Source organism: Pseudomonas sp. NCIMB 10586 (assembly GCF_023127895.1).
GTDB lineage: Bacteria > Pseudomonadota > Gammaproteobacteria > Pseudomonadales > Pseudomonadaceae > Aquipseudomonas > Aquipseudomonas synxantha_A.
The window spans coordinates 228,062-242,594 of sequence record NZ_SPKQ01000018.1; the positions used below are offsets into that span (position 1 = coordinate 228,062).

8 protein-coding genes are annotated in these 14,533 nt (G+C 58.2%); 2 read left to right on the plus strand and 6 right to left on the minus strand.

Annotation, left to right across the window (positions count from 1 at the left end):
- Positions 1 to 199: 199 nt before the first annotated feature.
- Together E4P01_RS09015 and rhlB are read left to right on the plus strand one after the other, a co-directional pair.
- On the plus strand, positions 200 to 856 hold the full coding sequence (locus E4P01_RS09015) for an alpha/beta hydrolase (RefSeq protein WP_216090775.1): 657 nt from the start codon (positions 200 to 202) through the stop codon (positions 854 to 856).
- Between the two features lie 95 nt (positions 857 to 951).
- Positions 952 to 2,418, plus strand: coding sequence for an ATP-dependent RNA helicase RhlB (rhlB, locus tag E4P01_RS09020; protein ID WP_078820335.1), 1,467 nt, complete (start codon positions 952 to 954; stop codon positions 2,416 to 2,418).
- Between the two features lie 65 nt (positions 2,419 to 2,483).
- Here the strand turns inward: rhlB and E4P01_RS09025 are convergent, their stop codons facing one another.
- The 6 genes from E4P01_RS09025 to E4P01_RS09050 form a co-directional block, all read right to left on the minus strand.
- On the minus strand, positions 2,484 to 7,214 hold the full coding sequence (locus E4P01_RS09025; RefSeq protein WP_216090774.1) for an RHS repeat-associated core domain-containing protein: 4,731 nt from the start codon (positions 7,212 to 7,214) through the stop codon (positions 2,484 to 2,486).
- Positions 7,215 to 7,274: 60 nt separating this feature from the next.
- Positions 7,275 to 9,290: a hypothetical protein gene (locus tag E4P01_RS09030; RefSeq protein WP_216090773.1), complete on the minus strand. Its 2,016-nt coding sequence runs from the start codon at positions 9,288 to 9,290 to the stop codon at positions 7,275 to 7,277.
- A gap of 129 nt (positions 9,291 to 9,419) precedes the next feature.
- Positions 9,420 to 9,872: a molybdopterin synthase catalytic subunit MoaE gene (gene moaE / locus E4P01_RS09035; RefSeq protein WP_078820332.1), complete on the minus strand. Its 453-nt coding sequence runs from the start codon at positions 9,870 to 9,872 to the stop codon at positions 9,420 to 9,422.
- 2 nt (positions 9,873 to 9,874) lie between these two features.
- Positions 9,875 to 10,117 carry a molybdopterin converting factor subunit 1 gene (gene moaD, locus E4P01_RS09040; RefSeq protein WP_032877676.1) on the minus strand — a complete coding sequence of 81 codons (243 nt, stop codon included), beginning with the start codon at positions 10,115 to 10,117 and terminating at the stop codon, positions 9,875 to 9,877.
- Positions 10,114 to 10,587 (minus strand): cyclic pyranopterin monophosphate synthase MoaC, encoded by a 474-nt coding sequence (gene moaC, locus E4P01_RS09045; RefSeq protein WP_078820331.1) that lies wholly within the window; start codon positions 10,585 to 10,587, stop codon positions 10,114 to 10,116. Before moaC ends, moaD begins: the two co-directional genes overlap by 4 nt.
- A 124-nt stretch (positions 10,588 to 10,711) precedes the next feature.
- A complete protein-coding gene (locus E4P01_RS09050; RefSeq protein WP_216090772.1) occupies positions 10,712 to 14,440 on the minus strand; it encodes an autotransporter serine protease in 3,729 nt (1,242 codons plus the stop codon).
- Positions 14,441 to 14,533: the final 93 nt, after the last annotated feature.

A 14,533-nucleotide genomic window follows, 5' to 3' on the forward strand; every position in this document is an offset into this window, starting at 1 on the left:
ACTGATAGTGTTACCGCCCTAGGAGAGTTCTGACATCCACCTACACATAGCAAGGCGCGTACCAGAGTGCTGGCCGAGTCGTTGCCCGTCCTGTTCAGTGGTAAAAGATTCAACCTTGCGACATTCTCTTAACAGATCAACCTGTCGCGCACCGTCCCGACGCCCCCAATCCAAGCGTGCGCACATATATGGAGCAGACATGACCGACCCCTTGATTCTTCAGCCCGCCAAGCCCGCAGACGCCTGCGTTATCTGGTTGCATGGCCTGGGTGCCGATCGCTACGACTTCATGCCGGTGGCCGAGGCGCTGCAGGAAAGCTTGCTGACCACCCGCTTCGTTTTGCCCCAGGCGCCGATGCGCCCGGTGACCATCAACGGCGGTTATGAGATGCCGAGCTGGTACGACATCAAGGCCATGAGCCCGGCACGTTCGATCAGCCTGGAAGAACTGGAAACCTCGGCCAACATGGTCACGGATTTGATCGAGGCACAAAAGAGAACCGGAATAGACGCTTCGCGAATTTTTCTCGCGGGTTTCTCCCAGGGTGGCGCAGTGGTTTTCCACACGGCGTTCAAACACTGGGAAGGTCCATTGGGTGGCGTAATTGCCCTCTCCACGTATGCACCGACCTTTGACGATGAGCTGGAGTTGTCCGCCAGCCAGCAACGCATTCCCGCCCTCTGCCTGCATGGCCAGTACGACGACGTCGTCCAGAACGCCATGGGTCGTAGCGCCTACGAGCATTTAAAGAGCCGTGGTGTCACCGTGACATGGCAGGAATACCCAATGGGCCACGAAGTGTTACCCGAAGAGATACGCGATATCGGCACCTGGCTGGCTGAACGCCTGCGCTGAAACCCGCGTTTATGTAGCCGTATGACAGACGCACTACGCCGCGCCCGATTCTTGCATTACACTGGCCGGCGTACATTCCTTAACCAATTAATGAGATGACCGTGCTCAAAGCACTCAAGAAGATGTTCGGCAAAAGCGAGGCTGAGCCGCTCGCGCCTGCTCCCAGTGCTCCTGCCCCCAAGCCCGGCAACCGCAATGACGGTCCACAGCCTGGCCGGACTACGCCTGCCGCCTCACCGAAAAAACCCACGGTGACGCCGCCTGAACAGGTAACGCCTGCCGAGGCCGCCCCAGCACCTGCGGCTAAACCTCGTCGCGAACGCGCGCCCAAGCCGCCGGTGACCCCGTGGAAACTCGAAGACTTCGTCGTCGAGCCCCAGGAAGGCAAAACCCGCTTCCACGACTTCAAGCTGGCCCCGGAACTGATGCACGCCATCCAGGACCTGGGCTTCCCGTACTGCACGCCGATCCAGGCGCAGGTGCTGGGCTTCACCCTGGCGGGCAAAGACGCCATCGGCCGCGCCCAGACCGGTACCGGCAAGACCGCCGCATTCCTGATCTCGATCATCACCCAGCTGCTGCAGACGCCGCCGCCCAAGGAACGCTACATGGGTGAACCGCGCGCCCTGATCATCGCCCCGACCCGCGAGCTGGTGGTGCAGATCGCCAAAGACGCCGCCGACCTGACCAAGTACACCGGTCTCAACGTGATGACCTTTGTCGGCGGCATGGACTTCGACAAGCAACTCAAGCACCTCGAAGCCCGTCACTGCGACATCCTGGTCGCCACTCCAGGCCGCCTGCTGGACTTCAACCAGCGCGGCGACGTGCATCTGGATATGGTCGAAGTGATGGTGCTGGACGAAGCCGACCGGATGCTCGACATGGGCTTTATCCCGCAAGTACGCCAGATCATTCGCCAGACCCCGCCGAAAACCGAGCGCCAGACCCTGCTGTTCTCCGCAACCTTCACCGAAGACGTGATGAACCTCGCCAAACAGTGGACCACCGACCCGTCGATCGTCGAGATCGAGGCGCTGAACGTCGCCAGCGAAAACGTCGAGCAACATATCTACGCCGTGGCCGGTGCCGACAAGTACAAGCTGCTCTACAACCTGGTCAACGACAATGGCTGGGAGCGGGTGATGGTCTTTGCCAACCGCAAGGACGAAGTGCGCCGCATCGAAGAACGCCTGGTGCGCGACGGCGTCAATGCTGCGCAACTGTCGGGCGACGTGCCGCAGCACAAGCGCATCAAGACCCTGGAAGGCTTCCGCGAAGGCAAGATCCGAGTGTTGGTGGCTACCGATGTAGCTGGTCGCGGTATTCATATCGACGGCATCAGCCACGTGATCAACTTCACCTTGCCGGAAGTGCCGGACGACTATGTGCACCGCATCGGGCGTACCGGTCGCGCAGGCGCGGCGGGTGTGTCGATCAGCTTTGCCGGGGAGGATGACTCGTATCAGTTGCCGTCAATCGAGACGCTGCTGGGGCGCAAGATCAGCTGTGAGACACCGCCGACGCACTTGCTGCGAGCTGTAGAACGCAAACGGCCGTAAGGTGGAACCAATGCCAGTCATCGAGCCTGACTGGCATTTTTTATGCGCCCACTGTCTTGTCCTGATCAGTCACTATCGCCCAGGTCACTCCAGACAGGCTGACGAATACGCATAGTCTCTTTTCGAAATTCCCCATAGAACTGAAAACTGCTCCCCGGCATGTCTGCCAGCCCCAGGCTTATGGGGCGCGGCTGTGGCTGCTGCTGGCGCTGTGACTGCTCGTCGTCGGCCGATGGCTGAGCTTGCAGGCTCTTGATTCGCGCATCCAAGCCACGACCGAAGTTAGTCCATCTGAGTACCGAGCGGGCACCGCCGAAAAGTTGACTGGCAGTGGTTATCTTGGCGGGGACAGCGAGCGAGTAAGACAACCCCGTCGCGTTTTTGCCTGCCGCAACGAGCCCGCTGCCGAGGGGGCTGGAGAAGAATCCAATGGTCTTTTCAGATGACCTGCCCGCTGCGGCTGCAAAAGCTTTAGCCCCCAATGTGACAGAAAGGCCGACACTGGCAACAACGCCAACACTGGAGAACCCGAAAGACGCCCATCCAAGGTTCTTGATGTGCTGCGAACGATCCCACCCCATTTGCTTGTCGACGGCCTCGATACTCAGCCCTGTAATCCCCAGCGTGCCGCCTACCGAGCTAGAGCCCGTAGCGATGACGCCCAGAATATTTGCCGCCTTTACCCCCCCTTTAGCGAGCGCCGCCGCCATCCCGACCACTGCAACCTTGAACGCCACCACCGATAAGGCCAGCGCAACCCCGGTCAGCACCCAAGCCAGCCACTTTGGAAAAAGCCCACTCGGGTCGATGAGGTTGATCGGGTTACCAGCGCAGTAGGCGTAGCTGTTAATCCCACCCTCATCAAAAGGCGCCAATGGATCAGCTGAAAGAAATACCATCAAGCGCGGGTCATAGGCACGCGCGCCCAAATGGTAAAGGCCGACCGCCGCATCCAGACGCTCGCCGTTAAACGCCGGCAGTTGCAGATCCGCCATCGATCGCACATTGCCGTCCTGCGGCACAACCTGGCCCTCGCCATACGGAGCGTAATGACGCTGTACAGGCGCTTGCCCAGGCGCCACCACGCCGCGCACGGTACCGGCACCGTCATTCAGATGCAGCTGCGGCCCCTCGACGCCGCCGGTACGCGCCTGCACTTGGCCCCCGACATTGAAATAACGCAGTTTTCTACTGCCCTGCACCAACCTATCCAGATGATCCCCCGCATAGACCATGGCCACCGGTGATTCATTGTCACGGGTCGCCACGACTTGTCGAGACTCGGCATCGTACTGGTAGCTGCACTGCTGGGAACCTTCCTGCACGCAGGTCAACTGGTCATAGCCGTTATAGGTGTACGTTCGCCCTGCTGGCCCCCCGGTCAAGTTACCCGCCGCATCATAGGTCAGGGCATCATCCTGCAAAGGGTTGGAGTGGGTCACACGGGTCAGGCGCGTGGGGTCTGCGTCGGTGAAAAACCGCTCGCTGATGTCCTGCGTGCCGTCAGCGAAAGTCGTCACGACGCCTGTAATGTTATCCAGGCTGTCGAAGCTGAATTGCTGCCCAACGATGTCGCGCCCCAGCCAATCCCGGGGATGTTCACGCCCCTCGCAGCCATAATCCTTGAGCCGCAGGAAGGCGTCATAGGTAAAGGTCTCCCCCATCACCAATTCAGAGGCTGCGTCACGCACAATGCGACTGGCCAGCAGGCTGTTGGGATGATAAGTGCTGCTCATGACGTGTAGCAGCACGCCATTGTGCAAAAAGCGCCGCTGCGCCTCCCGCCCCAAGGTGTCGTAACTCACCTGTGTGACCACCTCAGTATCGGCGTAGCGAGTGGTCAGTACATCAGGTCGCGCAAACATGTCATAGCGCTGTTCAATGACTACCGTCCCAGCAGTCATCGTGCAAACCCTGCCCAGGGAGTCATATTCAAAGTCGCTACGCTGCCCATCATCCGTGGTGTGTTGCAACATACGCCCGCCGATTGAATAACCATACTGCGTGGTCTGCGGCCTACCGAGGACCGTCTGTATCTCTTTTTCCGGGTAGCCGTTCACATCATGGAATAACTCATGTTTGAGCGCGCCGCTTTCTGAATAGGTCGGCTGACCACTGACGGGATCATGCCGGTACTGCCTATCCGTGTGCCCCGCCATTTTGACCGTGCCTGGTGTGCTCAACTGCTTGTCGTAGGTCAATTGCTGACGGTGCCCACTGCCCGAGACCACGGCGACAGGTTCGGTCCAGTTTGTCTCATAGTGCCAAGTGGTGGCGGGTGCCGTGCCCCTGGACTGAGCAGTCAAACGCCCCAGGCTGTCGTAGGTGCGCGATCCCACCTGCTTGCCATCGATACTGATTGAACTGGGCAGCGACTCGCTGGTTCCATGCGCATAGGCCACCGTGCGCAGCCGTGCAGGGCTGCCATCCGAGGGCGTGTGGAGGGTGGTCAACACGCGGTCGAACAGGTCATAGGTGTAAACGGTGCGATGCTTGTCCACGTCCACCCGTGACAGGCAGCGCCCCAGGCCGTCATAGAGGCATGACTCCACTTCAGTGACCTGCCCCAGGGCGTCCACCCGGTTTACCAGGAACGGCTGATGGTGAGCATTCAGATAGGCTTCCAGGAGCTCGCCGCCCTCGACCCCCGTTACACGCAGGTGCAGTCTTGGGTCATATTCATCGATCGCCACGCTGCCATCGGCGCGGCTTACACGGCAGGCGTTGCCCCACGCGTTATAAGCGTAGCCGGTGGTCAATACACGCTCGCCATCCGGCAGATAATCAATATGAGTCCGTTCCACCGTTTGCCCAAGGGCATCGTAGCGCCAGGTCCCGAGGGGCTGCTCCTTTGCGCCATTCTCCAGTAACAATGCCTCGGCAACTGGCCGTCCTGCCCCGTCGAAGTAAGTGACGGTACTGCGGCCTTGCGCATCAGTCATCACCAAATGAGCGCGTTTCCCTGACGCTGCATAGTGATAAACAAAACAACGGCTGGCCTCCTGCGGCTCACCTGGCGAGGCTGTCTGCGCCGTCAATCGTCCTGCGACATCGTACGCGGTGACCAGCGTTGCCCCTCCGTCCCGGCTCATCAACAGTAAGCGCCTGTCGACCAGAGAGTGCGTGCGCACTGACTCCAGCCAGTGGCCCTCACGCCCCAATAGCCGGCGAGTTTCGCTCAGCGTGTCGCCGGTGACGGTGTAATCGTAATTGCTGACTAATTGCAGGCCATCAATGGTAGACGTGGTGCTTTTCAACCGGCCAACCAGCTCGGCTGGCGTGTCGTAGTAGGTTTGCTGTGTGCTGAATACACCAGCCTGAGTGACCGACTCCTGCACGACAAAGTAGCTGCTACCCATATGTGGCACACGGGTATGGGTGTACTCGGTGAGTCGGGCGGCAGGCGTGCCTTCCGCGGGGATAAGGCGCTCTTGCTTGACGTAACGCTGAAACAAATCATGAGGGTCGGCCGGGCATTTACCCGCCTCGCCTTTGATCGGGTAATAGCTGTATTCAATGCGAACCCCGGAGGCCTCAGTACGGCTTAGCTCGTTACCGTAGTCGTCAGTCTCACTCTCGAGCTTGACCACCCGTTCCGCACCACCCGCCACCAACGCGTAACACGTGGTGAGAATTTTTGGCAGCTGGAGGTTGGGAGGCTGGTCCGGGAAGAGCCCTGGGCTCACGTTATATTCAATGGTCCTGGTAGTCAGGGTGCCTTCGCGCAGGACCTGTTCCTCGGCCAGCAGGTGGAATTTGTTGTAGGTGGTACGCGTAACGCTCAGCGGTGCCTCATGGGTTGTGTTATCGATGCGGGTCTCTTCCGTCCAATAGTCATACTTACTGCCTATCAGGTACAGGTTGTCTTCGCCCTCACGAAAACCGCCTGAAAAGGGATAGCCAGTGAAATTCCTGCTTGGGCTGTAACTATAGGTACGTGACATGCCGGGCTGACCGGCAGCGGGTGTATGGACCCAACTGGTGACGCGAGGGATGTATTGACCATTGGCATACTGATGGCCGTTTTCGGCGTAGTTGATCAACTCGTCACCACCCATCGGTGAGCGCACCCGACGGATAGCAATCATGCCGTTGCGAAAGGCTTGTCCGTACTCCAATACATAGCCTGCGCCGGGAGGAGATTCGCGACTGTCATAAGGAGCGGTGAAACCGGTCACCCGAGCGTTCGATTGGGTGAAGGTGATACGCGCATAACGTCCTCCGTCGACTCGCGTATCACTACGTACCAAGCGCCCATTGGAATAGGTCAACAACAGCAGCACTTGCTGATCATGATCCAGAATACGCTCAAGAGAACCACCCGGCGCATACTCCCATTTCAGACGCTCACCGTTTTCAAACTGGATAGCATCAATACGATAGGGCGTGGTGCTGCCCGTACGCTTCAATATCTCGACGGTACCGTCCTTGTAAATCACATGAAGCGTCGTGGCATCGGGCCGCTGGACCACCAGGTCGGCAAGCTTGCGATCCTTGATCACCAGTGTTCCGCCCGCAGAGGGCAGGCTCTGGGTTTTGAATCGCTCGCCGGTAAGCAGCGTGAGCATAGAACGAGCGCTATCAAACTCGGTATTGCTGATCCGCCAGCCAGTCCCATAAACACCCGACTCGATGTTCATCATGGAGAATGACAGCGCGATCGTTCTACTGACCTCCAGCGGGCCTTGCGGGTATAAGGTGGCCAACTGAATTCGACAACCGTATTGGCCGGTGCGTGGGTCTACTCCGCCTCCGAAGTAAGAGCGGAAATTAAAGGCTTGAGAGTAAACATCCATATCTGACTCCGATACTTAACGTAGAATCCAGAATGAGAGAAACCAAAAACCCACAACACTCTAAACATCCGTCAAACCAAGCTTATCTCCGTCATATAACTGCTCAACTCTAAAAACATGTTCGCATCCGTAATTATCCCACAAGCGCCAAACACTATTATTATCTCTGCTACCGGTTATATTATATTCCCCACAAAAACGAACAGCTCGCATTATTGTCGATCGCCGATTGAACCTGACAGAGCCGCCGGATGGATTGGGATGTCCGCTAAAAACATCCCCTATCAAAACTGAAGCATTAACAGTATCTTTATTAATCACCACTCCGCCCTTTGTAAATGAACTTTGCTTGTTTCTTGTAAAATAGGAGGTGCAAAAATTCCATCCTTCAGCAGGAATTGACGCAGGGGAGTCAAGACCTCTATTTACAAGAAATCGCAAACCCGCCGGGGGTGTCCAATAATAAACATCGACATCACACAGATTATCACTATAAGCATCATTATCGACATACTCGACAAGCTGGCTCGTTGACAACGCATAGGGTAGTGTTGCGCGAATCGTTACATACGAGTCAAATGCAACATCACCATCACTGTAGTTAGTCGTGTAAGTCACACCACTTATCTCGATAGACGCCATGAATCTGCGCTCGTCGATGGGCACACTCGGATCCACACGTAAATAGCGATCTACGATCTCGACTTGTCGCTGAGCGTGCCCGGTCACGGCTTCTGTTTTTTGATCCGGCCTTACCTCATCGATACGTGTACGCCAGAGACCCGTATCGTAAATGTTTTTCTCCTTATCACAGCTCCAACCTTCTGGAAGCGGCTCATTGACATTTGGCGAGTAGAGCGTAACGGTCAAGCCATTACGCTCCGCTTCCGAAAGCCTGACAGGCAGCCAATACCCATCGGTTTGTCGCTGTTCAATAGCAACCTCAACAACCACCTTGCCTTGATGACGACTATTGGCATACAGCTCATCGGTAAAAGTCCCGCCACCGGGCAACATGATTTTAAAATGAGTGACCCTCAGCGTCCGAACGATCTCACCGGTCAATTTAAAAAATGGAACGCCAGGCAGGTTCATTGAATCTATCTGTTTCACTAAAAACTTTTGCTCATTGCCATAGTTATCCAATACCCGCCAAAAACTCTTGGTGTCGCGACTCGCAGGCACCAGCGCAGACTTCAACCTGATCGCACGCAGCACAGTCGGTCTTTTGTTAAACGGTATCAAGGGGTTGGGCGATGGCGCAGGAAGCCCTGCATCAATCTCATGCAGATGAAGTGTCGAGTCCAACTCGTCCTTATTTATAAATGTTCCCACCCTACTTGAAGAAGTGTTATCAAGAGGTGAATGCCACGATAAAACGCTCTGAAAATCCTTACCCTCCCCAGGCAAACTCAGCGGACTATCAAAGCCCATGTTTTTTACCACCCACAAGCCGCCTGGAGGTGTCCAGTAGTAAACATCCACCGACGTGCGATAAGGCGGTGCACTGGCGTAGGCAAGATAATCTACATAGAGATCCATATCGTCTGCATCCCAGCTCATGGGACGGACCGGGCTAAGGGTGACAAAAGACTCAAGAGCAGCTTCATCTCTGAAGCTGTAAGTTGTGTAAATACAACTTTCAATCGTCACACACGCCATAAATACTGCTGGCCCGATGGGTGCGCCCGGGTCGCAACGCAAGTAGCGCTTGATAGGAGCTTCTGAGGAACGCTCAACACACTCTACCAAGTCGTTGATCGGTTCCTGCTGCTGTGATTTGTCCCGCCAAAGTCCAAGAGTGAATTGATTTTTTTCTACATCGCAGCTCCACCCGGGAGCGAGCGTTTGATTGCCATGTTCTGACCATTCAACAAGGGTGACACTGGCGCGCTCCTCATCAGTTAAGCGCACACGGACCCACTCGTCGCCAGCGCCACTGACTTCTTTAATAACGTCAATGAGGACTTCACACTGATGGCGTCCGTTGGCATAGAGCCCATTCGCCGCCTCCGTATTGGCAGGACGACTGATGCTGAACCTCGACAAACGGCACTTGCTTGGTTGCGCGACCATGTCCCACCCCTTCATTAAGTTAGCCCTGATACCATCAGAACCTGCAGAGGGGGGGCGAAACAACTGTCAGATCTGACAGTTCGATAGATCCATTTTTAATATCGCTATCGGTTAGCAGCCCTGTATAAGCTATGGCTTCCAGCGATCCGCCGCCGCATGATCACTGTGCCGCCCTTCCACCCAACGCGGGCCGTCCGGGGTATTTTCCTTCTTCCAAAACGGCGCCCGCGTCTTCAGGTAATCCATCACAAACGCACACGCATCAAAGGCCGCCTGCCGATGCGCACTGGCCGCAGCGACAAACACAATCGGCTCTCCCGGCTCCAGCGTGCCGATGCGATGCAGCACCTCCAACTTGAGCAACGGCCAACGCTGCTCGGCTTCCAAGACGATCTTGGTCAGGGCTTTTTCGGTCATGCCGGGGTAGTGTTCAAGAAACATCCCCGACACCTCGCGCCCGTCATTGAAGTCACGCACATAACCGACAAAACTCACCACCGCGCCTACGCCCACATTGGCCGCGTGCATGGCGTTGACTTCGGCGCCAGGATCAAAGGCTTCGACCTGCACACGAATGGCCATGCTCAGCCTCCGGTTACGGGTGGGAAAAACGCGACTTCGTCACCCGCTTGCACCGGTTCATCAAGGCCGCACAGTTCTTCATTGCGTGCGCACATCAGGCTGCTCTCGTTGAGCACTGCAAACTCCGGGTCAGCGGCCAGCGCCAGGCGCACAGCATCGACGGTGGCGAAATCGCCCTCCATCTCCAGAGAGTCAAAGCCTACCGCTTCGGCGTAACGGGCAAAAAACAGCACGTTGATACTCATACCGGGTCCACCTTGAAATGCCCGCTTTTACCGCCAAGCTTTTCCAGCAGGCGAATGCTTTCGATGGTCATGCCACGGTCCACGGCCTTGCACATGTCGTAGATCGTCAGTGCCGCGACGCTGGCGGCAGTCAATGCCTCCATCTCCACGCCGGTCTGGCCTGAGAGTTTGCAGCGCGCCAGGATATGCACGGCATCCACGCCGTCGGCGCGCAGTTCTACCTTGACCCCGGTGAGCATCAGCGGGTGGCACAGGGGGATCAAGTCACTGGTTTTTTTCGCCGCCTGGATCCCGGCAATGCGGGCCACCGCAAATACGTCGCCCTTGGGGTGGGCGCCGTCGACAATCATTGTCAGGGTTTCGGGCAACATGCGCACCCGCGCTTCGGCCACGGCCTCACGGAACGTCACGGCTTTGTCGGTGACGTCGACCATATGGGCACGACCTTGGGAATCGAGATGAGTCAGCACAGCAATACTCCTGATCAGGAGCAGCGATTGTAAACCTGTGGGTCAAATTTGCGCAGGGCTGTTTATTCCATAGATGACTGTGGCGCGGGAGCAAGCTCCCTCGCCACAGGACACCGCTGCCGGGTTAGAAACGGAAGGTAAACCCGGCGTTGATCCCGTTGTTGTTACCGCGACTGGACAGCAAGCCGCTGTAGTTCAGCGACACCAGGGTGTCTTTGGTCAAGGCCATTTCCGCACTGGCCTTGATCACCGCGCCGTCCCGGGCGACGGGCACGCTATTAACGGCAAAAGCAGTGTCGCTGCCGGCAAACTTCAGCGAGGCTTCGCGATCGGTATCACCGAACTGATGCTCCCAACCCAGCTCACCGCGCAACGTCACTGCCGAGGTGGAGCTGAGCGGCAACTGCGTATGCGCACGCAGGCCCACCGTAGATAGCGTCGCGTCCTGGCTTTGCTTGCTGGCGTGCAAAGCAGCGGCGCCGCCTTTTTCCTTGAACGAATCGCTCTGGTAGTTCAGGTACGTGAGGTTGGCGAAGGGTTCGAATTGGTTCCATTGGGTGTAGCCGATCTCGGCAAACACTTGGTCGGTGCGCGCATTGTAATCGGCCTTGGCATAGTCCGACTGGTTGGCGTAAGCAACCCGCCGCGAAGTATCCAGACGGTGCCAGGTGGTAGCGCCGCCCAGGCGTAAGGCAATCGCCTCGAAGCGCTTACCGCCATACACCGACAGGTGATAGTTGTCGCTGTCCGCCGAAGCAGACTGGCCATTGAGGTGGCTCTGGGTATAACCGGTCGCCGCCCCCACGCGCCAGCCGTCGCTGACCTCGGTATCCAGCCCCAGCAACACCCCACTGGTGGACGAAGAGTAGCCACTGGCGTTGTTGTCACCGCTGACGTTATTGCGCCCACCGAGCAGCTGCACCCAGCCGCCGTTGTCACGGCTATCGATCTGCGCGCTGGAATCCAGTGCCTGGGCCTGTTGCAGACGAGCATTGACCGCTTCGCGAAGGTATCGACTGTCGGCCATTTGCGCTGCCGCAACATCAGAATGCAGCTGCCCCGACAATTGCTTGAATGCATCCCGAGCCTGAGCAGCGGAATCGGAAGCCAACAGGCTTTCGTAAACCGGGCTGCCGGCGCCCAGCTTCTCGGCCGCCGTCGCCACAGCCCGTTCGTTGCGGGTTTGCGCGACGCTGGCGAAGGTGGTCTGGTTGCGCGCTATCGCCAGGGTCAGTTGGTTCGGTTGGTAAGCGAGTTGCGTGCCGATGAACAGGTAGTTGGGCGCGAACGCCGCAAACTGGCCATTGATACCCTGGCTGGCGCTGAGGATGTTGAACTGCTGGCCCAACAAGCTACGCGCCTCAGTGGCGGACAGCAGGTTTGGGCTGTTCTCTAAAGACACGGTCACCACACCGCCATTGAGGGTTGCAACACCGCTGCTCTGGATTTGGTCGCTGCGGCCACTGGTACCGACTTCGACGGCATACACCGAGCCAGGATTGAAGGCCACGTCGCCAGTACGCAGTGTGCCAATCGAATGCCCTGGTGCCACGCGCCCGCCATTGTTGACGGTTAAGGCGCCCACCGTGCCGGTGCCGGCCAGGGTGCCGCCCACTGTGGTCATTACGCCATTGTCCACATTACGCGTGCCCACGGCACTACCATCCACCGTCACGGCAGAGGTCAACGCACCGTCCACCGACAATTTGCCACCGCGAACCCAGGTGCTACCTAAATAGGTGTTCTGGCCTTCCAACACCAACTCGCCGTCACCGGACTTGACCAAGCTACCGACGTAAGTGGTGCCGGTGAGCAGGTCCTGGCCACGGGTGAGCGTCGCCTGCTCCCGTGCATGACCTATCTCGTATTCGAACTGATCATCGGCGGAGGCATTGGCGGGCAGGCCATTGAGCCAGCCTTTTTGCTGCTTGGTAGCCGCCCAGGTGGCCTGCTCGGCTGTATCCTCTACGCGGCGGGCGCGAATGGCTTCATCGGAAATCGGGTTGGCCCAGATATCGCGGGTACCGCTGGGCAAAGCCACTGCCACCGCACCGAGGAACTGCCCCGGCCCTTGCATGGCTTTTTGCAGATTGGGCAAACCCCAACCGCTGACCACACCCGGCACTTGCAGCGTGCCCGGCGCGGCATCATGCACCGGCTGCAGGATGTCGTAGGTGCGGCCCCCCCTCAGCTCGCCGACGGGTGTGCCCGGGCCATCCGGCGCTTGCAGGCTGGAGGTGGTGAGCAACACGTCCCGCGCCTGGCTGGCGGTCATGTAGGGAAAGCGCTGGATCACCAAGGCCAAGGCTCCGGAAACGCTCGGCGCCGCCGCGGAGGTACCATTGGCATTCGGGATGATTTCGCCCTCAGGCCCGGCAGACGGGATGCCCGATACGCCCATTACACACCACCACTTCGAGGTGCCGCAGCGGTTGTAGACCTGGGCGCTGGTCTCGTCATAGCCGGTGATCGCGAGGAACTTGCCTTCGATATCCGGCTTGAAAAATGGCAGGTTGGCGTTGGTGTCCGGGTTGGCACCGTGGCTGTCGTTGCCCGCCGAGATGATCTGGATAAAGGTGTTCTGGCGGGCCGCGTCGGCCATGGCGTCCATCCAGGTTTTGTGCCCGGCGTGGGCCTTGTCCCAGAACGGGCGATAGGCGGCAGTCATGTCACGCAGGTTTTGCGCGGCGCTGTCACCGACATTGCCAAAGTGGTTCTCCACGTCATCTTGTGAGCTTTGCCCCCAGCTCTGGTTGACGATCGACACGTTCTTGGCCGCCAGGGCGTTGTAGCTGGCCATGAACGCGTTGTAGTCAAGGTCGTTGGAGCCCTGGTACCGATCGTTGTCGCTGCCGCCGGTGTTGGCGACAAAGATATTCGCATCGAAGGCAATGCCGTGCATGCCAGTGCCGTTGCGATTGGCGCCGAGCACACCGGACATTTCCGTACCGTGGCCATCGTTGAACGCCGGGTCGTATTCCCCGGAAATACTGAAATGTTCACCCTCCTTGAACTCGCCGCTGGGCACTTCAAGACGGTAGCGCGGATGGGTGGCGTAGTACTCGCCGGTGGAGGTCACCGCCTGTACCCGATCCTGGCCCTGGGCATTCTTGCCCTGAAACTCGAAGTGCCTGGTAAGGATGCCCGAGTCGAGCACGCCGACATTCACACCCTTGCCGGTGATGCCCAGGGCATAGGCGTAGTACGCGTTGGTGCGGTCCAGGCCAGAGTTGACCTGGGCTTCCGGGGTTTTCCAGGTCTGCGCGTTGGCGCTCCAGTCACGGGTTGCGCCGGCCCAGGATTGCCCGGCGTTCAGTTGCGTGTTGAGGTTGCTGCTCACGCCCGGCTCTACGTAGGTATAGGGCTTGGCGGCCGGCAGGTTAGCGATGATCGCCTTGGAGAAATCCAGAATATTGGTGGTGAAACGGCTGTCGTTGCTGAACAGTCGAAGGCGGTAGTGATCCAGGAGCGAGGCGTAGTCCAGCGGCCGCCGGGTATCGCCGAGCATGGCGCCGATAGTGAGGTTTTCGGGTTGCAGTTCGTAGTTTTGCTTGAGGGCCGAATCGAACTTGCCGGACTGAGCAGCGAAATCCTTGGCCGCCAGGTCGACGATATCCGCGTAGCGAAACAACAGGTTCTTGTACACGCTGCTGTTGGGGCCGAATGACGCAACCGCTTTGCGGAACGCCGACTCCAGTACCTGAGGCGTGTAAGGATTGTCGTCGGCCCAGGCCATGGAACCCTGGCCCAGCCAAAGGGCCAGGCCGAGTGCGATGGGTGTCAGGGGTATCGGCTTGAAACGAGTGGCGTGTTTGCGTTGCGACAAAGTGAAGCCATTACCTGCTACGTCCATTTTCCATTCTCTTTGTATGTGTGCGTCATCAATGAGCGATGTCTCGGGCTTTTGTAATAGGCAGGGTCACGGTGAAAACCCTAAGGCAGGTCT

Excerpts from the sequence above, each read along its gene's own strand:
- E4P01_RS09015 (WP_216090775.1), top strand. The coding sequence starts at position 200 with ATGACCGACCCCTTGATTCTTCAGCCCGCCAAGCCCGCAGACGCCTGC.
- rhlB (WP_078820335.1), top strand. The coding sequence starts at position 952 with ATGACCGTGCTCAAAGCACTCAAGAAGATGTTCGGCAAAAGCGAGGCT.
- E4P01_RS09025 (WP_216090774.1), bottom strand. The coding sequence starts at position 7,214 with ATGGATGTTTACTCTCAAGCCTTTAATTTCCGCTCTTACTTCGGAGGC.
- E4P01_RS09030 (WP_216090773.1), bottom strand. The coding sequence starts at position 9,290 with ATGGTCGCGCAACCAAGCAAGTGCCGTTTGTCGAGGTTCAGCATCAGT.
- moaE (WP_078820332.1), bottom strand. The coding sequence starts at position 9,872 with ATGGCCATTCGTGTGCAGGTCGAAGCCTTTGATCCTGGCGCCGAAGTC.
- moaD (WP_032877676.1), bottom strand. The coding sequence starts at position 10,117 with ATGAGTATCAACGTGCTGTTTTTTGCCCGTTACGCCGAAGCGGTAGGC.
- E4P01_RS09050 (WP_216090772.1), bottom strand. The coding sequence starts at position 14,440 with ATGGACGTAGCAGGTAATGGCTTCACTTTGTCGCAACGCAAACACGCC.